At 61.2% G+C, this 26,643-nt stretch carries 16 protein-coding genes; 9 read left to right on the forward strand and 7 right to left on the reverse strand.

What is annotated here, in order from left to right:
- Nucleotides 1–19 precede the first annotated feature (19 nt).
- Nucleotides 20–2,791: a winged helix-turn-helix domain-containing protein gene (locus E3O56_RS04030; RefSeq protein WP_103734405.1), complete on the forward strand. Its 2,772-nt coding sequence runs from the start codon at nucleotides 20–22 to the stop codon at nucleotides 2,789–2,791.
- Here the strand turns inward: E3O56_RS04030 and E3O56_RS04035 are convergent.
- Nucleotides 2,738–4,243, reverse strand: a complete 1,506-nt coding sequence (locus E3O56_RS04035) for a winged helix-turn-helix domain-containing protein (RefSeq protein WP_248127901.1) — start codon at nucleotides 4,241–4,243, stop codon at nucleotides 2,738–2,740. The genes E3O56_RS04030 and E3O56_RS04035 overlap by 54 nt on opposite strands.
- Before the next feature lie 95 nt (nucleotides 4,244–4,338).
- Nucleotides 4,339–5,289, reverse strand: a complete 951-nt coding sequence (locus E3O56_RS04040) for a GlxA family transcriptional regulator (RefSeq protein WP_032876275.1) — start codon at nucleotides 5,287–5,289, stop codon at nucleotides 4,339–4,341.
- Between the two features lie 181 nt (nucleotides 5,290–5,470).
- Between E3O56_RS04040 and E3O56_RS04045 the strand changes: the two genes are divergently transcribed.
- A complete protein-coding gene (locus E3O56_RS04045) occupies nucleotides 5,471–6,193 on the forward strand; it encodes a pirin family protein (RefSeq protein ID WP_005787654.1) in 723 nt (240 codons plus the stop codon).
- Nucleotides 6,194–6,338: 145 nt separating this feature from the next.
- A complete protein-coding gene (locus E3O56_RS26845; RefSeq protein ID WP_348984258.1) occupies nucleotides 6,339–6,725 on the forward strand; it encodes a hypothetical protein in 387 nt (128 codons plus the stop codon).
- Nucleotides 6,726–6,853: 128 nt separating this feature from the next.
- Here E3O56_RS26845 and E3O56_RS04055 read toward each other — a convergent pair whose 3' ends face one another.
- Complete coding sequence (locus tag E3O56_RS04055) at nucleotides 6,854–7,813, reverse strand: helix-turn-helix domain-containing protein (protein ID WP_005787652.1); 960 nt, start codon at nucleotides 7,811–7,813, stop codon at nucleotides 6,854–6,856.
- A 109-nt stretch (nucleotides 7,814–7,922) separates the two neighbouring features.
- Between E3O56_RS04055 and E3O56_RS04060 the strand changes: the two genes are divergently transcribed.
- On the forward strand, nucleotides 7,923–8,465 hold the full coding sequence (locus E3O56_RS04060; RefSeq protein WP_032876284.1) for an acyl-CoA thioesterase: 543 nt from the start codon (nucleotides 7,923–7,925) through the stop codon (nucleotides 8,463–8,465).
- Between the two features lie 6 nt (nucleotides 8,466–8,471).
- Here E3O56_RS04060 and E3O56_RS04065 read toward each other — a convergent pair whose 3' ends face one another.
- Both E3O56_RS04065 and E3O56_RS04070 read right to left on the reverse strand, forming a co-directional pair.
- Nucleotides 8,472–9,824 (reverse strand): Fic family protein, encoded by a 1,353-nt coding sequence (locus E3O56_RS04065; protein WP_248127903.1) that lies wholly within the window; start codon nucleotides 9,822–9,824, stop codon nucleotides 8,472–8,474.
- 74 nt (nucleotides 9,825–9,898) lie between these two features.
- Nucleotides 9,899–11,527, reverse strand: a complete 1,629-nt coding sequence (locus E3O56_RS04070) for a hypothetical protein (protein ID WP_032876290.1) — start codon at nucleotides 11,525–11,527, stop codon at nucleotides 9,899–9,901.
- Between the two features lie 142 nt (nucleotides 11,528–11,669).
- Here E3O56_RS04070 and pvdM point away from each other — a divergent pair, with 142 nt between their 5' ends.
- Genes pvdM through E3O56_RS04085 form a run of 3 tightly spaced genes read left to right on the forward strand, consistent with a single transcriptional unit; the run spans nucleotide 11,670 to nucleotide 15,207 of the window.
- Complete coding sequence (gene pvdM / locus E3O56_RS04075) at nucleotides 11,670–13,019, forward strand: dipeptidase (RefSeq protein WP_248127904.1); 1,350 nt, start codon at nucleotides 11,670–11,672, stop codon at nucleotides 13,017–13,019.
- An 18-nt stretch (nucleotides 13,020–13,037) separates the two neighbouring features.
- Entirely contained in the window at nucleotides 13,038–14,306 is a 1,269-nt protein-coding gene (locus E3O56_RS04080; RefSeq protein ID WP_078821106.1) for an aminotransferase class V-fold PLP-dependent enzyme, read from the forward strand.
- 28 nt (nucleotides 14,307–14,334) lie between these two features.
- Nucleotides 14,335–15,207: a formylglycine-generating enzyme family protein gene (locus E3O56_RS04085; protein ID WP_248127905.1), complete on the forward strand. Its 873-nt coding sequence runs from the start codon at nucleotides 14,335–14,337 to the stop codon at nucleotides 15,205–15,207.
- 121 nt (nucleotides 15,208–15,328) lie between these two features.
- On the opposite strand, the gene E3O56_RS04090 is transcribed toward E3O56_RS04085, so the two are convergent.
- Nucleotides 15,329–16,156: a N(5)-hydroxyornithine transformylase PvdF gene (locus E3O56_RS04090; protein ID WP_248127906.1), complete on the reverse strand. Its 828-nt coding sequence runs from the start codon at nucleotides 16,154–16,156 to the stop codon at nucleotides 15,329–15,331.
- A 202-nt stretch (nucleotides 16,157–16,358) separates the two neighbouring features.
- Between E3O56_RS04090 and E3O56_RS04095 the strand changes: the two genes are divergently transcribed.
- Together E3O56_RS04095 and E3O56_RS04100 are read left to right on the forward strand one after the other, a co-directional pair.
- Nucleotides 16,359–18,011 carry a cyclic peptide export ABC transporter gene (locus E3O56_RS04095; protein WP_005787638.1) on the forward strand — a complete coding sequence of 551 codons (1,653 nt, stop codon included), beginning with the start codon at nucleotides 16,359–16,361 and terminating at the stop codon, nucleotides 18,009–18,011.
- 117 nt (nucleotides 18,012–18,128) lie between these two features.
- Nucleotides 18,129–20,570 (forward strand): TonB-dependent siderophore receptor, encoded by a 2,442-nt coding sequence (locus E3O56_RS04100; RefSeq protein WP_032876307.1) that lies wholly within the window; start codon nucleotides 18,129–18,131, stop codon nucleotides 20,568–20,570.
- Nucleotides 20,571–20,744: 174 nt separating this feature from the next.
- Here E3O56_RS04100 and E3O56_RS04105 read toward each other — a convergent pair.
- Nucleotides 20,745–26,643: non-ribosomal peptide synthetase (locus E3O56_RS04105; RefSeq protein ID WP_248127907.1), on the reverse strand; the 5,899-nt coding region annotated here is incomplete at its 5' end.

The following is a 26,643-nucleotide window of genomic DNA, read 5'->3' on the forward strand; positions in this document are numbered from 1 at the left end:
CTCCATAACCTGGGCAACCATGACAGACCTGAGCGACCAGGCCGTGCACTTCGGCCCCTACTGCATCCACCCGCGCCAGCGCCTGGTGCTGGAGGCTGGTCGCCCGTTGCGCCTGGGGCGGCGGGCGGTGGATATCCTGCTGATCCTGCTGGAGCAAGCCGGCAATGTGGTGAGCAAGCAGGAGCTGATCGCGCGGGTCTGGCCCACAAGCGTGGTGGAAGACGGCAACCTGCGGGTACACATGGCGGCGTTGCGCAAGGCGCTGGGTGACGGCCAGGCCGGGCAGCGCTATATCGTCACAGTCGCCCAGCGCGGCTACAGCTTTGTTGCGCCACTGAGCATCGAACCGATGACGCTACCCACTGACGGCGCCCCCCAGCGCCCGCGCCATAACCTGCCGCTGCGACGCACGCGAATGATCGGCCGCCAGGCCCTGATCGACGCGCTGGTGCAGCAACTGCCGCAGCAACGCTTCATCACCCTGACCGGCGCCGGTGGCATCGGCAAGACCACCGTGGCCCTGCGTGTCGCCGAATTGCTGATCGGGCATTACCGCGATGGGATTCATCTGCTGGACCTGGCGCCGCTGAGCGCCGCATCGATGATCCTGCCCAATCTCGCCGCCCTGCTCGGCCTCACTCCCGGCGAAAATGCGCCACTGGTCAGCTTCGCCCGCAGCCTGCAGGCGCGCCAGATGCTGCTGGTGATCGATAATTGCGAACACCTGCTCGACGACATTGCCCTGATCAGCGAAACCCTGTTGCGCCATGCGCCGCACCTGCACATTCTCAGCACCAGCCGCGAAGCCCTGCGCGCCGAGGGTGAACATGTACAACGCCTCGAACCGCTGGCCTGCCCGCCCGCCACCGGCAACCGTGCCCAGGCCCTGGGTTACCCGGCCATGCAGTTGCTGATCGAGCGGGCGATGTCTCATCAGGACAGCTTTGCCCTCAGCGAAGCCGAACTGCCGTTGGCAATCGATATTTGTCAGCGCCTGGACGGCATTCCCCTGGCGATCGAACTGGTCGCCGCGCAGATCGAACGCTTTGGCTTGCAGGGGCTGCTGGTGCAGATGGAGGACAACTTCCGTCTGCTGACCCGCGGGCGACGCAGTGCCCTGCCCCGCCAGCAAACCCTGCGAGCTACGCTCGACTGGAGTTTTGACCTGCTCACCGAATGCGAAAAAATCTGCCTGCGCCGGCTCGCGGTGTTTCGCGGTGGTTTCAGCCTGGTCAGCGCGGCGGCGGTGATCGCCGGGGAAAACATTGCCCCTTCCCAGGTGCTGGGCTCCATCACGCAACTGGTGGCCAAGTCGCTGTTGAACGTGGAAGCCAGCGATGACGAGATGGTTTATCGCCTGCTGGATATTACCCGCACCTATGCCCTGGAAAAGCTCAGCCAGGCCGGCGAGCTGCACGCCACTCGCGAACGCCACGCCGCCAGGTGCCTGGCGCTGATGGAACAGGCGCAAGGCGACTGGGAACTGATCGCCACGCAGCCCTGGCTCGACCGTTACGCACCGCTGCGCGAGGACGTGCGCGCCGCACTCGACTGGAGCTTTACCGAGGAAAACGAGCACCTGTTGGCCATTCGCCTGACGGTCAGTGCGATGCCGCTGTGGCAGGAGCTGTCGTTACTGCGCGAGCACGGCGGTTATGTGCACAAGGCGCTGGCGCTGATTGATCAGGTCAAGGCCCCTTGCACCCAATTGACCCTGCAATTGCAGTTGGCTTTGGGCAGTCTTTCGTACCATGCCTTGGGCCCCGCGCCCCAGACCGTCGCAGCCTTCGTGGGTGCCGCACGTCTGGCCGAAATGAATCAGGACCTGGCCGGCCAGTTGCGTGCGGTCTCAGGCCATATGGCCGTGAACCTGTGTGCCGGACGCTATGCCGAGGCGCTGGAGCAAAGCGTACAGTTCGAGCGCCTCGACCCGCGCACCGAACCGCTGCTGGGCCTCAGCGTCCAACGCTTGCGCGCGCTGGGCCAGCACTACATGGGCAATCAGCCGCTTGCTCGTCACCATGCCGAGCAGGTGCTGCAGCGCATGACCCACAGTGGCCACGTGAACCGCTTCGCCCATGGCGTGGGCGTGCAGTACGACCAAAACGTCGCGTCCCTGACCATCTTGGCGAGAATTCTGTGGCTACAAGGCTTTCCCGAGCGCGCCTGGCGCACCGCCAGCCAGGCGCTGGAGCTGGCGCTGCAGATCAATCACGGCACATCGATTTGCTACACCCTGGCGTTGGCCAGCGTGGTAATCGCCCGCTACAACGGCGCCGAAGACGACGCACACGCGTTGCAAACGCTGCTGCTGGAGCAATCCCACAAGCATTCAGTGCAACTGTTCCAGACCTGGGCCGGGCATTACGCCGGCATCCTGGGTGACAACCATTTGCAGGGTCTGGGACTGATCGAGGATACCTTGATCACACTCGGCTCCCGTGAAGCCGACGCGGCCGCCATCGAAAGGGCACACAGTGGCGCTGCCGGCTGGTGCGCCGCGGAAATTCTGCGGGTGCGCGCCGAACAGTTGGCGCGTCAAGGTGATATGCGCGTCGCTGAAGCCCTCTTGCTCCAGGCCCTTGGCCTGGCGCGCCAGCAAGGCGCGCTCGCCTGGGAGCTGCGATGTGCGCACTCCCTGGCGCAACTGTGGCAACAGCAAGGGCGCAGCCTGGCTGCCAGGAACCTGCTGAGCCCGATCCACGCGCAATTTACCGAAGGCTTCGCCACCCAGGACTTAATGCGCGTGCGCGGCCTGCTCGACCAGTTGCAAGACAAACGGCCGGCCTGAACACACATCCAGGCAGTCTCCATAACCTTGCTGCAACCGCTGCACCTGGTCCGGATCACGCAATTGTGCCAAAGCATAGCTGCGCACGCAGTTGAGCAACCGGTAGCGCCGCGGGCCAAGCCCAGGCTCGATGACCAGCAGCGAGGTATTGACCAGACGCGCCAACAGATAGGACAGGTCGGCGTGCTCAAGCTCGGTACCGCGTACCATCTCACTCAACGTGGGCAAGCTCACCGCCATCTTGAACAAGCCCAACTGCAAGAACAGCCAGCACTGCGGCAGGCTCAGACGCTCGTAGCTCCAATCCAGGGCAGCGGTGATTGAGCGATGGTGCTCTACCGCTGTGCGGCGACCGCGCGTCAGCCCCTGCAGGCCGCTGCGCAACTGCTGCTGCACTGCGCCGATGCCCAGCGCATCGACCTGGGCGGCCGCCAGTTCGAGGGCCAATGGGATACCGTCCAAGCGTCGACAAATATCGCGCAACGGCGCCAGGTCCTGCGGCCGCAATACAAAATCCTGCTGGCTGGCGCGGGCGCGGGCGACAAACAGCTGCACTGCGGGCCACGCCATGGCCTGCTCGATACTGCGGCACACCGACAGTGAAGGCAGTGCCAGCGCAGGTACACGCAACACCCACTCGCCGGGCGCCAGCAAGGGTTCGCGGCTGCTGATCAGGATACTCACCTCGGGCGCTCTTTCGCGCAGTGTGCGCACCAGCTTTCGACAGGCGCCGAGCAACAGGTCGGCACCGTCGAGCACCAGTAGCAGTTGGCGCGAGGCCAACTGGCGAGACACCTCATCGAGGCTGTCAGTGGGCTTGAACTGCATGACCGTGGCAACGCTGGCAAGCAGTTCGCCAAGGGTTTGCATCTGGGTCAGGTCGAGCCACCACACCCCGTCGCGATAGCGCGACAACACGCGTTCGGCCAGGACCAGGGCCAGCGTACTTTTGCCGACGCCGGCCACACCGATGAGGGTCAGCAAGCGTTGCCCGGACAAGCGCCGCGCCAGCAGGCTCACCAGCTCTTCGCGACCGAACACCGGGCTGAGCCGGGCAGCCAGGTTATGCGCGGCCGGCAGCGTCGGCACAGTGGCTTGCACGGGGCCAATGAAGCAATAACCACGCTGGGGGTGATTGAGGATCAGGCGTCGTCCGTCCAGCGCCCGGCGCAACGCGGCAATATGCACGCGCAGGTTATTGTCTTCGACGACGCTGTTGGGCCAGACCCGTTCGATCAAGGTGGCCTTGCTGATGAACTGCCCCGGCGCTTCCAGCAGTACCGTAAGAATATCCAACGCACGCCCGCCCAACGGCACCGGCCAGCCAGACTTGCTGACCAGGCGCTGTTGCCGATGAAAGGTGTAGGGGCCGAAGCTCAGCGTCGCAGAATCTTGCATGTCCGTAACTGCGCTGAAACACCCGTGCTTGAGTGCCTGCGCATCCTTTTCCATGGGCTCGGCCCTATCTTGCCAGCTACCGATGACAGGACAATGCTGGCACGGGGAGCGATACGGACAATCGAGTGCCTCAGACGGACATTGTGTCGTTAACTGAACTGTTGTCGGTATTGGGTCGGGTTCAGGCCCAGTTTTTCACTGAACAGAAAGCGCATATGCCGCACGCTGCCAAAGCCTGCGTGGAACGCCACGGTCTTGAGCGGCAGGTCGGTGGTTTCCAGCAGTTGCCGGGCACGGTCGATGCGCGCGCCCTGCAAGAACGCCATGGGCGTCATCTGCACGTCCTTGGCGAACAGTCGCGCAAAATGGCGTGCACTCATGCCGGCCAGTTCGGCCATGGACTCGATGGTAAACGGCTGATCAAGATGCGCCAGCACGTGGTTCTGCACGCGGGTGATCGCGGTTTCCTGGGGCGCTACCGCAGCCGTCATGGGGCTGAACTGGGCCTGGCCACCCTGGCGCTTCATCACCACCAGCAAGACTTTGGCCACATCCACCGCCACTTGCTTGCCATGGTCCTGGGCAACCACCGACAGGGCCAGGTCGATACCCGCAGTGACGCCGCCGGAGGTAATCAGGCGCCCGTCCTGCAAGTAGATGCGGTCGGTCTCGACGATGGCCTTGGGAAAAGCCTTGATCAAGCGCTCGGTGTAGTGCCAGTGGGTGGTCACGCGGTGCGCGTCGAGCAAACCTGCATGTCCGAGCACAAAGGCCCCGGTGCAGATCGAGCCGAAGCGCCGGGCACGCGGCGCGGCGGCCTTCAGCCAAGGCAGCAACGCGGGATGGCACTCGTTATAGGCACCTGGGCCACCCGGCACCAGCAGCAGGTCATAAGCCGCCTGGGCCTGTTCCAACAGTAGATCGGTCTGGACCACCACACCATTGGATGCCCGCAACGGACCAGGCTCCGTGCCAATGGTCAGGATCTGGTAGTGATCGGCCGCCGGCAGATAGCGGTTGGCAATCGAAAACACTTCAAGCGGCCCGGCCATGTCGAGCAGCAGGAAGTCCGGGAACAGCGCCATGGCCACGGTTTTCATAAGCGGGAAATGTCCATCGAGAAGGAGTGCGACGGGCATTATGGCACGACTTTTACTGTCAACCTGAAGTTGACAGTAATTCTATTTCCACCTTCTTAATCAATCTTTTGTTAACCATTAACCTTCTTCTCAACGCAAGCGCCCTGCATCTCGCAGCCTGCGCTCACTTGAGGACTGGACCATGCTGACCCTTCGCAAAGCTTCCGAACGCGGCGCCGCCAATCACGGTTGGTTGAAGTCGTTCCACACCTTCTCTTTCGCCAACTACTGGAACCCCAAGGAGCAGGGATTTTCCGACCTGCTGGTGATCAATGATGACCGTGTCGCCGCGGGTAAAGGCTTCGGCCAGCACCCCCACCGCGACATGGAGATCTTCTCCTATGTGCTTGAAGGCGCACTGGAACACAAGGACACCCTGGGCACCGGTTCGGTGATTCGCCCCGGCGATGTGCAACTGATGAGCGCCGGCAGCGGCGTGGCCCACAGCGAGTTCAACCACAGCCAGCGCCTTGGTGTGCATTTCCTGCAAATCTGGATCGTGCCCAACGAAGCCGGCGCCAAGCCACGCTATCAGCAGGAGCACTTCAGTGAAGCGCAAAAACGTGGGCGCTTGCAGTTGATCATCTCGCCGGACGGCGCCAACGGTTCGCTGAAAGTGCGCCAGGACGCACGGGTGTATGCCGGGCTGTTCGACGCTGACGAAAGCACCCGCCTGGAGCTGGCACCGGATCGCTACGCCTACGTCCATGTGGCACGCGGCAGCGTTGAACTCAATGGCCAGCGCTTGCAGGAAGGCGACGGTGTGCGAGTGCGCGACGAGCGCCAGATCCGCCTGAGCCATGGCGAGGACGCCGAAGTGCTGGTGTTTGACCTGCGCCCCAACGAACTGCCGCAGATGCCATGACGGTCACGGTGATGGCCCCGTAAGCGGGACCATCGCTGGCATCGATAGTCACCATCAGCGCAATGAAGTTCTCTTAAAACATGCAGCGCGTAACATCAAACCCATGCCAAACGGCACCCAACTAAAGCACTCGGAGCACACCATCATGAAACGCCAAATCCTGCTTAGCCTCGCTTTCTCGGTACTCGCTGCAAACGCTTTTGCCCACCCGGTAGTCGCTGAAGGCGGTGCCGACCGGCTGATAGAAACCCGTGTTGCCGAAGGCGGCGCGGATCGCTTGCAGGAACGTGGTCTGGCCGAAGGCGGTGCTGACCGCTTGCAGGAACGCGGTCTGGCCGAAGGCGGTGCTGACCGCTTGCAGGAACGCGGCCTGGCCGAAGGCGGTGCCGATCGCTTGCAGGAACGTGGCCTGGCCGAAGGCGGTGCTGACCGCTTGCAGGAACGTGGTCTGGCCGAAGGTGGTGCTGACCGCTTGCAGGAACGTGGCTTGGCCGAAGGTGGTGCCGAGCGTCTGCTGAGCTCCCACGTATAACCCCGCGCTGTTTGCGGGAGCCCCCAAACCGGCCTGATCAGCCGGTTTTTTTTCGTCTGCGATTTGCTCGGCTGTCAGGTCGCCTCCGGGGGAAGTCGAATCGTCGCACCGCCCCTTCCACGTTTGAGTCAGCCCTGGACGATCAGGAATTTCTTGCGATACGCCGCCGGCAACATACCCACCCGCTGCTGAAACAGGCGCCGAAACGAATTGCTGTCTTCATAGCCAACGGCATAGGTAATGCTGTCGAGCGTCATGCGCGTTGACTCAAGCATCTGCTTGGCCCGTTCCAGACGCAGGGTTTGCAGGTAGCCGATTGGCGTATGACCGGTGGCGTCCTTGAAGCGGCGCTTGAAATTACGCACGCCAAAGCCGAAGCGCCGGGCCACCTCGTCGATCACCAATGACTCGGTAAAGTGCTGCTCCAACCAGTGCTGTACGCGCAGAATCTCGCTATCCCCGTGGCTTTTGGGCAACGACCACATGGCATACACCGACTGTTCGGTGCGCCCGGTATCGATCAGCAAATATTTGCCGCAGGTATAAGCCAGTTCCGCAGAGCCGAAGCGGCGGATCAGGTGCAGCATCAAATCCATCGCCGCCGTGGCGCCACCGCAGGTAATCAAGCGGTTCTCTTCGCAGAGGATCTGCCCCTCATCCAGACAGACCTGGGCATAGCGACGACGGAAGAACTCGGTAAACGCCCAATGGGTGGTGGCGCGCAAGCCCTGCAACAGGCCCGTTTCGGCCAAGAGAAACGCGGCCGTGCACATCGAGGCCAGCACTGCGCCACGACCATGCTGCTCACGCAACCAAGGGCCGTAAGCGGCAAACGTCGGCAAGACTTCCTTGAGGGTAAACAGAAAGCCTGGGATCAATACCAGGTCGGTCCGGGCCACCTGCGCCACGCTGCAATCCACCTCCAGGCGCTGGCCGCCCCATGTCACCACCGCCTGCCCATCCAGGGAAGCCAGCACCACCTCAAAGCACGGGCTATCCGCAAACAGGTTGGCCGCACTGAGTACTTCCATGGCAAGGGTGGCATTGGCAGCGGAACATCGGTCAGCCAGAAGCAAGGTAATGTGCATTTAAAAACCAGTTTGCGCTTTTCGCATGAAATAAGTCATTTGCGCACCTACCTTATCCGATTCCTCGCCTTTACAGTGCGGTCATTGTTCAACTGTCTGGCGTCTTTTCATGAATCTCTGGTTTCGATTACTGCACATGCTGTTGCGTCGCCCCTGGCGCAAACCGGTCCACGGCCTGGCCATTACGGTGGTGCGCATGAGGGTTTGGCCGTTGGACCTGGATCTGAACCGGCATGTCACCAATGGTCGTTATTTCACCCTGGCAGATGTGGCGCGCATGGATTTTGTGTTGCGCACGGGTGCCTTTCGCGTAGCGCTGCGCCACAAGGCAGTGCCGATCGTAGGCGATACCTGGGGCAAGTTTCGCCGCGAGTTGAAGCTGTTCGAGGTATTTGAAGTGCACACCCGAATGCTCGGCTGGGACCACAAGTGGAGCCTGATGGAGCACCGCTTCGTCAGCCATGGCCGAGTGATTGGCGTGGTGGTGATCCGTGGAGTGTTCCGCGGCGCCAAGGGCAACGTGCCGCCGTCGGATTTCGTGCGCGAACTGGGTCTGGAAGAGACTTCGCCGCCTATGCCCCAATGGCTCAGCGACTGGGCGCGCAGTTGCGATCAGATGAGTGCGCAACTGCGGGCAGAGGAGCAAGATTGAAAAACCCTAGCTTTTCGGCTTCAGCTTCTTCAAGTTGGCTTGACCATCCTCTCTGGCAACGTACAAGAAACTCTTGCCTTCCTGCACTTTGAACAGCACCTTCATGCCGGCCAGCCTCTCCAGGTCCTTGCGTGCGGTGTTTTCCGAAATGTCATAGTCGTGCGTGAGTTCCTTGGGCGTAAAGATGCGCCCAGGGTTGTGGAGCACTTTTTTCAAGAAATGCCCTTGTCGGTAATTCAGCTCAGCCTGCAATCCAAGCGTACCCAGCCAGCCCATCAGTTCCACGGCTTCTTTACGTTTGCTTTCAAAGTACGCCATGAATTCGTTAATGGCGCGCTCGATAACCCTTAATTGATAAATGACGAAATAGGTCAAATCAAAAGCGTCGGTTTCCGTATGAACATATGAGCGCCCATATTGCATGGGTGCCTCCTTGAGCAGTGTGCTGATGGAGATGTACTCAAAGGGCCAGTAACCGCTTTTGAGCATGAACCAGTAAAATAAACACCGCGCAGTGCGCCCGTTGCCGTCCCTGAATGGGTGCTCATAACCGAGCATGAAGTGCAGGATGATCGCCTTCACCACGGGATGGATAAAATGCCTGCCGGCTTGGCCGTCATGTCGGTCATTTGCAAACCGGCAAAGCGCTTCGAGCCTGTCCGGCAGCAGCGCTGCCTGAGGAGGTTGGTGAACGACTTCTCCCGCAGCCCCGCCCACAAAAATATCGTCAGCGATTCTAAGCTGCCCAGAATGAACGTCGCCCTCTTCAATCCCCGCCGTAGCGATGCCGTGAAACTCGCAGATCAGCGCGATAGAGAGGTTTGCATCCTTGCTGTATTTGGCCCGCTTCATCAGATGATAGTTGTTCAGGATCATCCGCTCATCGTCATTCTGCGGCGTGCGCTCCTTGGCCAACATGTCCTTGGCGATCTTGCGAGTGGTAGCAGCGCCTTCCAACTGGGCACTGGAGATTGCCTCCTCCATCATCAATGAATCGACCAGATACTGAGTGTTGTCGCGGTATTGAGGAGAGGAAGCAGTCGCCCCTCCTAGCCTGGACGTGACTGACTCCACGGCATGAATCACCGCGTCGCAAAAATCAGTGGTGTACAGGAAAAAAGGCCTGCCGCATTCACTGCGCAGCTCCAAGGTTTTGCTCGCACACGCACGGGACATTTTGATAGCGGCCCACGCTGCCTCTTTGTTGAGGCCCGGTGCGGGATAACGGCGAAACTCATCCCAGTGCAAATACCTACCTTTGTCGTCGATCGCCTTGAAAGTGCGAGCCAGCTCGAAAATTTCCAGGCCGTGGCGTTTTAATAACACCTCGAAATCAACCGGTTTCTGGATCTTAGCCATGGCCGAAACTCAATTTATTAAAATTGAGTTGATCGTTGCGTACGGACCTGAAGGTGTCAAGGTCTACCGCGCAGTCATGTCTCGCGCTTGACCTTCAAATGCCGCGCATACCAAGGCCGCCGCGGTACGCGTTTGAACAACCCCTTGAGCAGGTCCTCATCGGCGCCGAAGGTAATACGCAGGGCCAGTTTCATGATTTCCGGGTCCATTTCCATCGAGCGACCCTGCTGCAAGCCCGGCGTGGTGCTGCAACCGTGGGTGTCCGGGCCCAGCCAGGGGTCGCCCACTTCAACCCAACGCCCCGGCGCAAACCAGGCCACACCGTTGACTTCAAGGCGACGCACTTCGCCCGGATTGAAGCGCTCGTGGGCGCGGAACCAGTCTTCGATGCGGTCATCGATCCAGCCGTGGAAGTGCCAGAACACCGGATTGACGTGGGATGAAAACGGATCGCCAAGGAAGTCATTCTCAGGCGCATACCAGCGTGCCGAGAAGTCTGCTGGGTCACGGGCGAACGGCACAGGTGCGCCGTTGGACGGGTCGCGGGGCACCGAGGCCCACCGCATGTGCAGCCAGTCGTGCAGGCCCAGTTCCATCTCCGAGCCCAACTGGCCCAGTGTCAACTTGGCCAGGTAGCGCGGGTCGCGGTACTGGGATTCCCAGACCTGGAAGTTGCTGTGGTAGGTCTCGGCCGTCTTGATATCACTGACCCACTGGGTGTAGTCGGCGTCGTCCGGCGCCGACCAACAGGGCGGCAGCGCGAAGCCGTCGTGGTTGTCGAAGTAGCGCACAAAGCCCAGGCGATCACGCTCCAGCGCCGGTTGCGGCGCGGGGAATTGCGGCCACGACGGCAGGTCTTGCATGGAGCGCGCAGTACCGAGCATATGCCGGTGCATGAAGAAGAAGTCGATGCCCGAGCCATTGCGATCCTTGCGTTTGCCGCGGGCATCGCGCTCCTGGCCACGGGGCCCCGGTTGCCAGCCGATGCCACGCAGGGCCTCGCGTTTTTCTTCGGAGAGCTTGTGCCACTGGTCACGCGTGGCGTGCCACAGTTGGTGAAACAGGCGATGTTCGGGAGAAACCAGCCAGGCCAGCAGCGTGGGATTCAGACCGATGCGTTGTCGAGCCTCGGGGAACAGCTGTTTGTGCGCGATGAAACGATTGTCGCGCTCGATCAACGCCAGGGGGCGATCGAGGTCGAGGATTTGCCCGCTGAGCGTGGCGCTGCCGGCATTGCCGAAGGCAGCCCAGACTTCATCCAGGGTCATCTTGAACTCATAGGCCGGCACACCGCCGACTGAGTCGCGGTCGATCAACCGCCAATAGAGCACGGCGCTCTCGCCCGTCAGCAGGTCGCCCAAGACTCGATAGCGTGGCTCGCCGTCGGCACGCAGGTTCTCGGCGGTATCCAGGTAACCCCGCAGCCCACGGCCACGAGGGGCGATGTCGAGCAGCAGCTCCAGGCCGTGTAACGGCAAACCCGCAAGGCCGGCATCGCGCCCTGCCAGGCGCAGGCTCCAGACGCCGCGCAGGGTGTTCGCCAGGTGCTGGCCCTGGGTGTCGGCCAGGTCCACCGTGGCTTCGCCGGGGGTGATGGGGAATTCTTCTTCCCGCGTCAGCTCGCGATGGGCATAAAAGGCCGCCGGCACGGCCGCGCCGGTCAGCGCCAGGCCTGCGATGAACCCACGTCGAGAGATTGTCATTGGCTACCTTAGGAAACAGCTTGATCAGAGCTAGAACGTTTGCAGCCCGCTGAAATTTACCGTCGCGCCAGCGCCGCCTAAATTTCCCCCGTCAGCGCTCGTTCTTCCCTGATAGCAAAGGCCGCAACTGACTGAGATGGCAATGACAAAATCACGTTCGAAAAAGGCGTTGTATATCGGCCTGCCGTTGGCCCTGGCTATCGGCGCCGGGGCCGGCTTTCTGGTCTGGGACCAATGGTTCAAGGGCAACGCCGGATACCCGCTGGAGGTGATCAAGCAGGCCAATGAAATGCAGGATCGCCTGTTGTCGTTCGACAGCCACATCACCCTGCCCCTGGATTTCGGTACGGCAGGCAATGAAGCCGACAAGGATGGCAGCGGCCAGTTCGACCTGGCCAAGGCGGCGCGGGGCCGATTGTCGGGTGCCGCACTGACGATCTTCGGCTGGCCGGAAATCTGGAACGGCGCGAACGCCCCGCACAAGCCCACCGACGGTTTTGTCGAAGAGGCCCGCCACGAACAGGAGGTGCGCTACAAGATCATCTCCGGCATGGTGCGCGACTTTCCCAACCAGGTGGGCATCGCCTACACCCCGGACGATATGCGGCGCCTGCACGGCGAAGGCAAGTTCGCGATCTTTATCAGCATGCTCAACGCCTACCCGCTGGGCAACGACCTCAACCAGCTGGACCTGTGGGCTGCACGCGGCATGCGCATGTTCGGGTTCAGCTACATCGGCAACAACGCCTGGTCCGACTCTTCGCGCCCGCTGCCGTTTTTCAATGACTCGCCCGACGCCCTTGAAGGCCTGTCGCCGATCGGCCGGCAGGCGGTGCATCGCCTGAATGACCTGGGCGTGATCATCGATGTGTCGCAGATGTCGACCAAGGCCCTGGAACAAGTCGCGCAGTTGAGCCGCACGCCGATAGTGGCATCCCACTCGGCGCCTCGGGCGTCGGTGGATATCCCGCGCAACCTCAGCGACAAAGAACTGCAACTGATCAAGAACAGCGGCGGCGTGGTGCAGGTGGTGGGCTTCCCCGCGTACCTGCGCCCCTTGAGCCAGCCGACCCAGGACAAGCTCAACACCCTGCGCGCACGCTTCGACCTGCCACCACTGCCCAACCTGGCCATGGCCTTGATGCCCGGCGATGCAATCATTGCCGCCTGGCCCGAGCAACGCTTCGGCGAGTATGCCGGCGCGCTGTACGCCATCCTTGAAGAAGAACCCAAGGCCACCCTCAAGGACCTGGGAGACGCCATCGACTACACCGTGCGCAAGATCGGCATCGATCACGTCGGCATCGCCTCGGACTTCAACGACGGCGGCGGCTTGCAGGGCTGGGAGAACGTTGGCGAAGTGCGCAACGTCACCGCCGAATTGATCCAGCGCGGCTACTCCGAAGCCGATATTGCCAAACTGTGGGGCGGCAACTTCCTGCGGGTGTGGGACCAGGTACAAAAAGCCGCCAAACCATTGGCCAATCGCTAACCAGCACGAAGTAAGTCCATGACCGACCGCCGTACATTTCTCAAGCAGGCCGGCGTCTTTGCCGCGAGCCTGCCACTGGGCGCCGCACTGCTGCCCGAGGCACTGGCAGCCACTGCAAACAACCCATGGACGGGACTCAAACAGCTGTTCAACCAGGACCCGGACTACCTGCACTTTTCCAACTTCCTGGTGGCCTCGCACCCCAAGCCGGTGCGCGAAGCCATTGAACGCTACCGCCAGCAGATCGATCGCAACCCCGGGCTGGCCATGGACTGGGACCTGCAGGAGACCTGGAAGCGCGAAGGCCAGGTACGCGAGTGGGCCGGCCGCTATTTGAAAGCCAAACCCGCACAGATCGCCCTCACCGGTAGCACGTCCGAAGGGCTGGCGATGATTTACGGCGGGATCAAGGTGCGCGCCGACCAGGAAATCCTCACCACCGTGCACGAGCACTATGCCACCGAGTTCAGCCTGGATTTCAGAGTGCGCAAGGAGCAGACCCAGGTTCGTAAAATACGCCTGTTCGAAAACGCCAATCAGGTATCGGTCGATGAGGTGCTGAGCAATATCCAGCGCAATATCCGCCCCAACACTCGCGTATTGGGCATGACGTGGGTGCAGTCGGGCAGCGGCGTGAAATTGCCCATCGGCGAGATCGGCAAGCTGGTGGACGAACACAACCGCAACCGCGACGAGCCGGACCGCATTCTCTATGTGGTCGACGGCGTGCACGGCTTCGGCGTCGAGAACCTCGACTTCCCGGACATGCACTGCGACTTCTTTATATCAGGCACCCACAAGTGGATGTTCGGCCCGCGCGGCACCGGCCTGGTGTGCGCCCGCGAGACCGAAAACAAATACGTCACACCGATGATACCGACCTTCTCGGAAGACAAGGACTTCGCCACGACCATGACACCCGGCGGCTACCACGCCTTCGAACATCGCTGGGCCGCCGACGAAGCCTTCAAGTTGCACCTGCAGTTGGGCAAGGCGCCGGTACAGGCACGCATCCATGCGCTCAATACCGAACTGAAAGACCAGTTGCTGGCTCACTCGCAGATCGAACTGGTCACACCACGCAGCCCCGAGCTGTCGGCGGGCTTCACCTTCTTTCGGGTCAAGGGCCAGGACAGCGATGCAGTCGCGGCCCACCTGATGAAAAACCGCGTGGTGGTGGACGCGGTAGACCGTGACGTCGGCCCGGTCATTCGTACCTCGCCCGGCCTGCTCAACAACTCGGCCGAGATCCAGCGCTTCATGACCTTGCTGAGCCAGCGGTTATGACCTTTTTCCCTTTGAACGAGATGCCCACATGACTCCATCCCGACTCAAACCCCTGACCGCCCTGGCGCTCACCGCCCTGTGTAGCGCCCTGCTGCCCAACCTGGCCCAGGCTGCCGCCCCGCAGCCGGGCAAGGTCTTCAAGGACTGCAAGGACTGCCCCGAGATGGTGGTGCTGCCCGCCGGCACCTTCACCATGGGCACCCCGGACGATGAAGTGGGGCGCGAGCCCGATGAAGGCCCGATGCATGAGGTGACCTTCGCCAAGCCGTTCGCCATGAGCCGTTTCCACATCACCGCCGGCGAATGGGACAGTTACGTGCGCCAGACCGGCGTGAAGATCGCCAACGGCGACGACCGCCCCGGCCGCGAATGTATCGCCAGCAAGCCGCGCTACCCCCAGGGCCCACGCCAGCCGGCAGTGTGCATGGACATGGACGACATCAAGCAATACGTGAGTTGGTTGTCGAAGAAGACCGGACACACGTACCACATGGTCAGCGAAGCCCAGCGTGAATACGCCGCGCGCGCCGGTACCACCGGACCGTTCCCCTTTCCGTTCGACGAGGGCAAGGGCTACAGCATCGCCAAGCACGCCAACACCTACGGCCCGGCGGACGGCTATAGCTATTCGTCGCCGGTCGGCAGCTACCCGCCGAATGCGTTCGGGATGTATGACATGCACGGCAATGTGTATGAGCGGGTAGCCGATTGCGAGCACCCGAACTACATCGGCGCACCGACTGATGGCAGTGCGTGGGTGGAGCCGAACTGTGAGGCTTACCAGATTCGCGGCAATGACTGGGGCGAGGCGCCGGTGTTTTCACGTTCGGGCAACCGCAACAACATCTATCCGCAGACGCGCGGGGACTGGATTGGGTTTCGGGTCGTGCGCGAGCTCTAAATTGTGGGAGGGGGCTTGCTCCCGATAGCGGTGTGTCAGTCACCCATGCATTGACTGACATGCCCTCATCGGGAGCAAGCCCCCTCCCACATTTAGTTCCCATGCATCAGCAAGATTGTACTCAGCCTTGTTTGGCCAACAGCTCCAAGCCTTCGTGCAGCGCCGGGAACAGGCTGTTATTGAAGTTGTTCCAGCGCAGTTCGAGGATAGTGTCCTCAGGCGAAATCTCTGTCTTGAGCACGTCGTGGAACACTTCACCGGAGTCGATACCGTTATCCACGTAATGGAACGATGCCCCAGTCAGGTACAGCGGCTCGCACGGCTGGGTCTGCCTGGTCGCCCAATCTACAACCACTTGCCCACGCGCACCGTACAACGCATTCCAGGTGGCATAGGCCCCACGGCGCTCGTAAGGCGATTCGATGCGGGTGATGCCCGGGTGGATATTCATGATGCGACGGGCAAACGGCGCCCCCGGACGCACCAACTCATCAAGAATCACCAGCAAACCGTCAAGCACCACGATGTCGGCCTTCAACTCCACCAGGGTGTCATGCAGGCGCCGCTCGAAATCCTGCTTGCCGGCGATATGTTCGGCGCTGCCCCGTGGCAGCCGGCGATAGGTGGATGGCACGCTCAGCAGCAGGTCATTGACCAACTTGCCCTGCACGCGCAAATCCGCCGGGTACAACCACTGGCGGCCCGGCTTGCAGGAGAAGCCATAGTCCGCGACCAACTGCTGGTCACGCGGGTTTTGCTCATCGTCGTCATACACCACGCCCACCAGGTTGTAGACCTCGCCCAGCGGCGTGTCGTTGAGCGAGCCCACCAGAAACTCCAGCACCGACTTCATGTAGCGCTCGTGGTCCTTGTAGGCCACCGGCTGCCCGGCCTTGTCGGCAGCGGCATTTCTCAGGGACCAGACATACACCAGGTTCTTCTTCGTCATTTGTTTCGCTCTCGCTGAAAGGGCCATGCACAGCGTCGATACGCGTGCGCCTACACAACAAGAACGAACCAGGCCCCAGGCAATTTATCGCTCACTGCCACCGCCTGGCGCACCGAGCTAAATAGTCACGCCGATGCTTCGTTTGTCATGGGTAAGGGTCTGTGTGCCCAGCCCCCTCTTTTTCATTTCCCGGGAAGTATTTATGACCGACCCCAAGCGCGGCGCCTTCAAAGGTTTGCTCGCATTGCTCCGGCCCTTTCGCACCATTGTGACGGTCTCCGTCGCCCTCGGTATGGTCGGCGGCCTGGCCATCACCCTGCTGCTGGCAACCATCAACAATGCTCTGCATTCCGAGGGCGGCATGACACAGGGCGTGGTCCTGACCTTTGCCGCCTTGTGCGTGGTGGCGCTTATCAGTTCGATCATTTCCGACATCGGCACCAACTATGTCGGGCAACGGATCATTGCCGCCCTGCGCAAGGACCTGGGTGAAAAGGTGCTGTCAGCTCCGATCGGGCAGATCGAGCAGTATCGCTCCCACCGCCTGATCCCAGTGCTGACCCACGACGTGGACACCATCAGCGATTTTTCCTTTGCCTTCACGCCCCTGGCCATCGCCGCCACCGTTACCCTGGGTTGCCTCGGTTACCTGGCTTACCTGTCGGTGCCGATGTTTCTGATGATGGTGGTCGCGATCATTGTCGGTAGCGCCGTGCAGTTCATTGCCGGCGGCAAAGGCATCCAGGGCTTCGACCTGGCACGCAGCCACGAGGATGAATTGCAGCGCTATTACAATGCGATTGCCTCCGGCGCGAAGGAATTGCGCATGCACCGCCCGCGGCGGTTTCGCATGAACACCCATCGCATCCAGGAAACCGCTGACCGCATCAGCGACATCCAGGTGCGCTCGGTCAATATTTATATTCTGGCCAAGACCTTCGGCTCGATGCTGTTCTTCGTGGTCATCGGCCTGGCTTTGGCGATGCAGGCGTACAACCCCAACCCCGACCCTACGGTGATTACTGGCTTCGTGCTGGTGCTGTTGTACATGAAGGGGCCGCTGGAGCACCTGCTGGGTTACTTGCCGGTCGTGGGCAAGGCCAAGATTGCCTTTGGGCGCATCAGCGAACTGTCGGAGCGTTTTTCTTCGCCAGAGCCCCACTTGTTGATGGACGACAGTGAAGCGCCAAAGCCGCTGGTCAACAGCCTTGAACTGCGTGGCGTCAGCTACAGCCCACCAGCGGTAGAAGGCAGCCAGCCGTTCCATCTGGGGCCGATCAACCTCAGCATCAAGCAAGGCGATATCGTATTTATCGTCGGCGAAAACGGTAGCGGCAAGACCACCTTGATCAAGCTGCTGCTGGGCCTGTATCCGCCTCAGGCTGGCGAGATTGTGCTCAACGGCACAGCGGTGACCGACCCTGAACGCGACGATTATCGGCAGTTGTTCACTACGGTGTTTTCTGACTACTACCTGTTCGACGATTTGGTACAAGGCAGCGCAGCCCAGTCCCTGGACAGCGCGACCAAATACCTGGAACGCCTGGAAATCGCCCACAAGGTCAGCGTCAAGGATGGTGTGTTCAGCACCACCGACCTGTCCACCGGCCAGCGCAAACGCCTGGCCCTGGTCAATGCCTGGCTGGAGGAGCGCCCGGTACTGGTGTTCGACGAATGGGCCGCCGACCAGGACCCGGCCTTTCGCCGCATCTTCTACACCGAGCTACTGCCGGACCTCAAACGCCTGGGCAAGACCATCATCGTGATCAGCCATGACGACCGTTATTTCGACATTGCCGACCAATTGGTGCGCCTGCGCGCCGGCCAGGTGGTGCATGAAATGGAGCCTGCATGATGCATCGGAATATTTTTTCCGGTTTTGCGAAGTAGGAACGTCTCACTAGTGGTAATGAGAACTAACCTCAATAAACACTTATAATTGCCCACTTAAAACACAGAAGAGAAAGCATCCATGCCAGCACGACTCGGTCTCAGCCCCCTGAGCAAAGCGCTATCCATGCGCCGGGCCCTGAACATCAACCTCTTGCCGAGTACCCTGGCGCTGGCTGTGTCGATGCCAATTGCAGGTTATGTGCAAGCCCAGGAGATCGAGCTGAATATTCCTGCACAGTCGCTGGGGAGCGCACTGCAGGAATTTGGCCGCCAGACCAATGTGCAAGTGCTGTACAGCCCGGGCGATGTACAGGGCAAGAACAGCCGCGCCGTCAAGGGCAAGATGCAGCCGCAGCAGGCCATTGACGCGTTGCTGGCTGGCAGCCAGACCACCTATAGCCTCAATGGCAATACCTTGACCGTTGCCGCCGCCAGCAGCGGTGGCGGGCTGGAGCTGAGCCCCACTGAGGTGACCGCCAACTACTTGGGCAACATCACCGAAGGTTCCGGTTCCTACACGCCGGGTACCATTGCCACGGCTACGCGCCTGACCCTGACGCCGCGGCAAACGCCGCAGTCGATCACCGTGGTCACCCGCCAGCACATCGAGGACTTCGGCCTCAACAACATGGATGACGTGATGCGCCACACCCCGGGCATCACCGTGTCAGCCTATGACTCCGACCGCACCAACTACTACTCTCGTGGTTTTTCGGTCAACAGTTTCCAGTACGACGGTATCCCGTCCACCGTGCGCAACGTTGGTTATTCGGCGGGCAACACCCTCAGCGACATGGCGATCTATGATCGTGTCGAAATCCTCAAGGGGGCCACGGGCCTGCTCAATGGCGCGGGCTCATTGGGCGCTACCATCAACCTGATCCGCAAGAAACCCACCTCGGATTTCAAGGGCCACGTCCAACTGGGCGCGGGCTCCTGGGACAACTACCGCAGCGAAGTGGATGTCAGCGGCCCGTTGACCGACAGCGGCAATGTCCGTGGGCGTGCGGTGGCGGCATACCAGGACAAAAAGTCCTTCATGGACCACTACTCGCGCAAGACCGAGACCTACTACGGCATCACCGAATTCGACCTCTCCCCGGACACCATGCTGACGGTGGGCTTCGATTACCAGGACAACATTCCGCAGGGGTCGAGCTGGTCCGGGTCCTTCCCGTTGGTCAACTCCAACGGCAGCATCAACAAGATGCCCCGCTCGTATAACAACGGCACCACCTGGAGTTCCTGGGAGCAGAACACCCGTACCGCCTTCGCCATGCTCGAACATGACATGGGTGACGGCTGGGTCACCAAATTCCAGCTAGACCACAAGATCAACAGCTACCATGCCGACCTGGGTTCGATTCAATTCGTCCAGCCAGCAGCCGATGGCACCGCCGAGATTAATGGCCAGAAATACACCGGAGAGACCAAGAGCACCTCGGCTGACCTCTACGCCACCGGGCCGTTCAGCCTGTTTGGCCGCGAACATGAACTGGTGGTGGGTGGCTCCATCGGCACCTCGCGCTGGCAAGGCAAGGGCTACTGGACGCCGGAATGGCCAGGCGGTAACAAGGTCGACTTCTATAACTGGAACGGCCATATCGCCAAGCCGATCTACGGCCCGGCCCAACAGCACATCGATGACACCATCCGCCAGACCGGCTACTACCTGACCGCACGCTTTAACGTGATAGACGACCTGAACGTGATCCTGGGTGGGCGCGTGGCCAACTATCACGTCACCGGCAACAATCCTTCCTACAAGGAAACGGGTCGCTTTATTCCCTACGCCGGCGTGATCTACGACCTCAACGACAACTTCTCGGTATACGCCAGCTACACCGATATTTTCCAACCCCAGGAAAGCACCTATAAGGACCGCAACGAAAAACTGCTGGAACCGGACGAAGGACAGAACTACGAGTTGGGCCTGAAAGGCGAGTTTTTCGACGGCCGCCTCAACACCAGCATCGCTTACTTCGAAGTGCATGAGACCAACCGCCCGATCTCGGACGATGCCTATAACAACCAAGTACCAGCCCCGCAAAACTGGGCGTTCAAGGGCTCCAAAGCCGTCACCAAGGGATATGAAGCAGAGATCTCCGGTGAGTTGAGCCCAGGCTGGCAACTGCAGGGTGGCTACACCCACAAGATCGTACGAGACGAAGACGACAAGAAGCTCTCTACCTTCGAGCCCGAGCATCAGGTCAACCTGAATACCACCTACAAGCTCAAGGGCGACCTGGACAAGTTCACCATCGGTGGCGGGGTACGCTGGCAGACCAAGGGCTGGAACTCAATCTGGAACGAGCCGCTCAAGCAAGATCAGGACATCACCCAGGAATCCTACTGGTTGGTGGACTTGATGACTCGCTACCAGGTCACCAAGAACCTTTCGGCCACCGTCAACTTCAACAATATCTTCGACAAGTCCTACTACAGCAACGTGGGCTTCTATAATTCGGCCGCCTACGGCGAGCCGCGCAACGTGATGGTCAGCACCCGCTGGGACTTCTGATCGCACACCTTGATCGACCGCACGCCCGGTGAGAGTTGAACGCTCACCGGGCGTTTTTTTTTCGTACGAAAATAGTCTGTGGCTGCTTCATTGATCGGCATCAGCCAAAAAGACTATGCCGCTCACCCACAAAAAACCCGGATACAGGATCCGGGCTTCTCGTAAAGCGGCGGCTTACCTCATCGCATCCACCAAACTGCTGATGAACACCGCGCTGTCGATGATGCCGTCATGATCAGTCTCAATCATCACCGAGCGCTCGATACGCCCCTGGCTGATCACCGTCGCCATCTGCTGCTCAATCACTTCCTTGAATCGCCCTGCCCGGCTCTTGGCTGCCCACCAGCAACTGATGGGAGCCTTGATCGGCTTGAAGTCAGCCTGCAGCAAGCGCTCACTCAGTGCCCGGTCAACGTCCCAGGATATCTGCGCCTCATTGCCACGCAGCAGTTCCTCTTTGACGGCAGTAAATGCTTCGCCCAAGGTCTGTTCAGCCCAGCTCACGAATCCCAGCCATTGCTGCGCTTCATCCTCGGTATCCCGCCGGCATTGCTGCCAGGCACCCTGGATGGACTCGGCAAATTCGGGGAACATCACCCCCAGCAAGGCGGCACGGCGCTCATTGGCTGAGACTTCGAGGTCGTCCTCGACCTCCGCAGCATCCCAGTAGGGTTTGACCCACTGCGGCGGCGCAGCGTCGATCCAGCCTACAAACTCAACCTCGCGGCCGGCTTGCTCCAGGCCGTAGGCCACTTCCATGGCCAGATTACCGCCCAACGACCAGCCGGCCAGGCGGAACGCGCCATGGGGTTGGGCCGCCAACAATTGCGCGGTGTAATCCTCGACCATCACCTGCCAATGCGGCACCGCGGCGCCCTCTTCAGCCAATGCGCGACACATCACCCCGTACACCGGGCGCTGCTCACGCAGGGCCAAGGCAACCGCGGTGTAGCAATGCACCGAGCCGAAGCTTGGGTGGAACATGAACAACGGCGTGCCTTGCGTCTGCTGGTTAAGCTTGACGATCAACGACGCTCGGCTATCGCCCTGCAAGCACTTGACCTGCCCCGCCACGGTGGGGTTAAGCATCAATTGGCTGACGGACAGGTTCACGCCGCTGACCTTGCGAATCCGCTCCTTGAGCATCAGCACCCGCAGCGAATGGCCGCCGAGTTCGAAGAAATTGTCGCGAAGCCCCACACGCTCCACTTCCAGAACCTCGCGCCAGATCGCCGCGATCTGCTGCTCGATCTCGGTGACAGGTGCCTGGTGTTGCTCAGCGCTCTGAGCCTCAGGCTTGGGCAGTGCCTTACGGTCCAACTTGCCGTTCGGGCTCAGCGGCATCTGCGTCAGCACCACCCACTGCGCCGGGACCATGTAGTCCGGCAACTGCGCGGCCAGGTACGCAACCACCGCCGCTTTCCAATCCTCAAGCGGCTGTTGCAGCACCAGGTAACCCACCAGGTGCGTGCCGTCCACCGCCAGCACTGCGGCTTCGCGGACACTGTCGAGCTCCAGCAGGCGCGCTTCGATTTCTCCCAACTCGATACGCAGGCCACGCAGTTTGACCTGATGGTCCATGCGCCCGGCATATTCGATCACGCCATCGTCGCGATAACGCGCCAGGTCGCCGGTGCGATACAGACGTGTGCCGCTACCGAACGGGTCAGTCACAAAACGCTCAGCGGTGAGTGCCGCGCGGCGATGGTAACCCCGCGCCAAGCCAATACCGCCCAAGTACAATTCACCCAACACGCCCACCGGTGCCGGCTCCAGATTGTCATCCAACACGTAGCAACCCAGGTTGGCAATCGGTCGGCCAATCGGCACGGCATCGCGGCCTTCCTCGACACAAGTCCAGTGGGTCACATCGATAGCCGCTTCGGTGGGACCGTACAGGTTGTACAACCCGGCGTGGGGTAACTTGGCGAACACCTGTTGCTGGGCGTCCGCGGGCAATGCCTCACCGCTGCAGACGATGCGTTGCAGGCTCTGGCACGAAGCAACTGCCGCGTCTTGCAAGAACGCTTGCAGCATGGACGGCACGAAATGCAGCGTGGTGATCTGCTGCGAGTTGATCAGGCTCACCAGCCTGGCAGGGTCACGATGATCCCCCGGCGCCGCCACCACCAGGCGGGCGCCGGTCATCAACGGCCAGAAGAACTCCCACACCGACACGTCAAAGCTGAACGGGGTTTTCTGCAATACGCTGTCGCGGGCGTCCAGACCATAGGCCTGCTGCATCCAGCACAGGCGGTTGGTCAGTGCGTTATGGCGGTTGCCGGCGCCCTTGGGTTGGCCGGTGGAACCGGAGGTGTAGATCACGTAGGCGAGGTTTTCGCCATGCACGGTAATATCCGGGTTGTGGCTGCCGAACGCCTCCAACCAGGCATCGCCCTGCTCCAGCACCAGAGTGTTCACACCCGCTGGAACCGGCAGCTGCGCCAGCAGGTGGGTCTGGGTCAACAGCAGTTGTACGCCACTGTCTTGCAGCATGTAGGCCAGGCGGTCACCGGGGTATTCCGGGTCCAGCGGCACATAGGCGCCACCGGCCTTGAGCACCGCCAACAGGCCGACCACCATTTCCACCGAGCGCTCCAGCGCCAGGCCCACCAGCACATCCGGGCCGACTCCGGCAGCCATCAAGCGGTGCGCCAGCCGATTGGCCCGGGCGTTCAACGCGCTGTAACTCAGGGTTTGCCCGTCAAACACCAACGCCTGCGCATCCGGCGTGCGCAATACCTGAGCCTCGATCAAGCGGTGTACTGCTTGATCGAGCGGGTAGTCCACCGCCGTGGCATTCCAATCCTGCACCACCAACTGACGCTCGGCCTGCGCCAGTGACGGCAACGCGCCAAGACGTTGACTGCCATCGGTGGCCAGGGCCAGCAGCAACTGCTGGAAGTGCTCGGCCAAGCGCTGGATATGCGCGGTGCTGAAGACCTGGCGGGCGTAATTGAATTCCAGGCCCAGTGTCTCGCCGAGGGCCAACAACACGGTCAATGGATAGTGGGTCTGCTCCAGGCTGTGCACTGCACCAAACCGCAACCCCGACGGTGCACCCTGCTCCAGCGCCTCGGACACCGGATAATTTTCAAACACCAGGATACTGTCGAACAGGGCTTCACCGCCCAGCCCGGCCCAACGCTGGATCTCGAACAGCGGCGTGTGTTCTTGCTCACGCAAGCCAACGTTCTGCTGCTGGAGCTGCTGCAACCAGTGGCTGACCGACATCTGCGCATCCGGCGTCGCCACCACGGGCAGCGTGTTAATGAACAATCCGACCTGCTGTTCAATCCCGCGAAGTTGCGCCGGACGCCCTGCCACCGTGGCGCCGAAGGCTACGGTGGCTTGCCCGGTGTGGTGATGCAACAGCAACAACCAGGCGCCTTGCACCAGGGTATTGAGGGTCACCTTGTGGCGCTGGGCAAAGGTTCTAAGCTGTTCGGTTTGCGCGGCATCCAGGCTCAAGCGATGTTCGCCATTGACCGCCAGGACCGCGTCCGCCTCAGACTGTGCGGAACGGGACAGACGCGTAGGCTCTTGCAGGTTGACCAGTTGGTCTTTCCAGAACGCTTGACTGGCAGCTTTATCCTGCGCCTGCAGCCAGGCGATATAGTCACGATAACGCCCGGTCGGCGCGGGCAGCGCCTCACCCGCATACTGTTGCAGCACCTCACCGAACAGCTGCGAACCACTCCAGCCATCCATCAGGATATGGTGATTGGTGTAGATCAGGTGGTAGCTCGATACCCCCGTGCGCACCACCGTCAAGCTCAGCAACGGCGCCTGCTCCAGCACAAAGCCCTGGGCCCGTGCCGACTCGGCCAAGTCATCAAGAGCCTGGTTGCAGTCTGCACGCGTTTGCCAATCCAACTGCACAAACGGCAGGTGCGCCTGCTTGTAGACCACCTGCAAAGGCTGCTCAAGCTCCGCCTGCCAGACAACACCGCTGCGCAGGATCTCATGACGCTCCACCGCCACCTGCCATGCCTGGTGGAAGCGCGCTACGTCCAGGCCCTGCACATCAATGCGCATCTGGTTGATGTAGTCACCCGAGCCTTCGCCGTACAGCGATTGGAACAACATGCCTTGCTGCATCGGTGACAACGGGTACAGGTCTTCGACCTCGGCCACGTTCAGCGCCAGGCCATCCAACTGTGCCTGGGACAACCGCGCCAGGGGGAAGTCCGACGGCGTCACGCCCTGGTGCGTCGACTCACAGCAGTGGTCGATCAGCGCCTTGAGTTCAGTTGCATATTCATCAGCCAGGCATTGCACCGTCGCCTCATCGAACATCGCCTGGCTGAAGCTCCAGTTCAATTTCAGCTCGCCGCCAAAGACTTGGCCATTGATCTCCAGCCAGTTGCCCAAAGGCGCCTGCTGGCTTTGCTCGGCACCGCTGGCATCACCGGTCGGTGTGAACAGCCCTGGCTGTTCGCCATTGTCAAAACTGGCGTCAAACTGCCCCAGGTAGTTGAAGGTAATACGTGGGCGTGGCAAGGCCGCCAGCGCCAGTTGCGCCTCGGTATCGCCCAGGTATCGCAATGCGCCAAACCCCAGGCCCTTGTCGGGCACGGCGCGCAATTGCTCCTTGATGTGTTTCAGGGAAGTACCCAGGGAGTCAGCGGGAACCAATTGCAATGGGTAAAGGCTGGTAAACCAACCGACCGTGCGGGTCAGGTCGATCTCATCGAACAGGTCTTCACGACCGTGGCCTTCCAGCCGTATCAACATCGAAGCCTCGCCGCTCCAGCGTGTGATCACCCGCGCCAGGGCGGTGAGCAGCAGGTCGTTGATCTGGGTACGGTAGGCACTCGGCGCGTCTTGCAGCAAACGTCGCGTATACGTGCCGTCCAACTGCGTGCTCACGCTCAGCGCCAGCTGATTGCTCAAGCTTGCCTGTGGATCAGCGCCGGGCAAGCCGACCGGGCTGCCTTGCAATTGCGTCTGCCACCAGGCCAGTTCGTGTTGCAGCGCAGCGCTACGGGCATAGGTCTGCAAGCGTGCGGCCCAGGCGCGGGTGGCGCTGGTCTTGGCCGGCAACGCCACAGGAGCGCCCTGCGCCAGTTGCTGGTAAGCGCTTTGCAGGTCTTCAAGCAGGATGCGCCACGACACACCGTCCACCACCAAGTGATGGATCACCAGCAACAAGCGCTGGGAGCCATCGGCCAACTGCGCCAACACAGCACGCACTAACGGTCCGACAGCCAGGTCGAGGCTGCGTTGGGCTTCTTCACCCAGGGCGTCCAGCTCCTCGACGCTGTTCAAGGTGGTTTGCCACAGCACCTGTTCAGCCTGGTGCTGATCGGGGCCGCGGTAAGCTGCGCTCCAGCCTTGCGGCCCCTCGACGAAAGTGCTGCGCAAGGCATCGTGATGCACGATCAACGCCTGCAGTGCCGCCACCAGCAGCGGCGCCTGCAACGGCTGGTGCGGTTGCAGCACCACAGACTGGTTCCAGTGGTGACGCTGGGGAATGTCATCGGCAAAGAAGCCTTGTTGCACTGGCAGCAGCAGCAACTCGCCGGTCAGTGCCGACTGGTCCAGTTGCACCGTGCCCTCGCCTTCCCGGGCGACGGTCGCCAGGCTTTGCACGGTCTGATGCTGGAACAGATCCTTGGGCGTGAAGCGCACCCCGGCCTGGCGAGCCCGGCTGACCACCTGGATCGAAATGATCGAGTCGCCACCCAATTCGAAGAAGTTGTCATGCAAGCCGACTTGCGGCAGGCGCAGCACGTCGGCCCAGATGGTGGCGATCTTCTGCTCCAACTCGCTCTGAGGTGCCACATACACCTGCTGCATCTGGCTCACATCCGGCAGCGGCAAGCCCTTGCGATCGAGCTTGCCGTTAGGGGTCAGCGGCATACGTTCGAGGAACATCAAGTGCGTCGGCACCATGTAGTCCGGCAAGCGGGATTTCAACGCGCGACGCAAGGTTTCGCGGCCGTTTGATTGAGCGACTGCGTCGTCCAGAAGTGTTGAGTCCAGCGGCACGACATAGGCCACCAACTGCTTGCCGGTCGGGCCCTCCTGAGCCACCACCACGGTTTCACCGACGCTGACCTGCTCGCGC

The organism is Pseudomonas sp. W2Aug9 (assembly GCF_023127755.1).
Classification (GTDB): Bacteria; Pseudomonadota; Gammaproteobacteria; order Pseudomonadales; family Pseudomonadaceae; genus Aquipseudomonas; species Aquipseudomonas synxantha_A.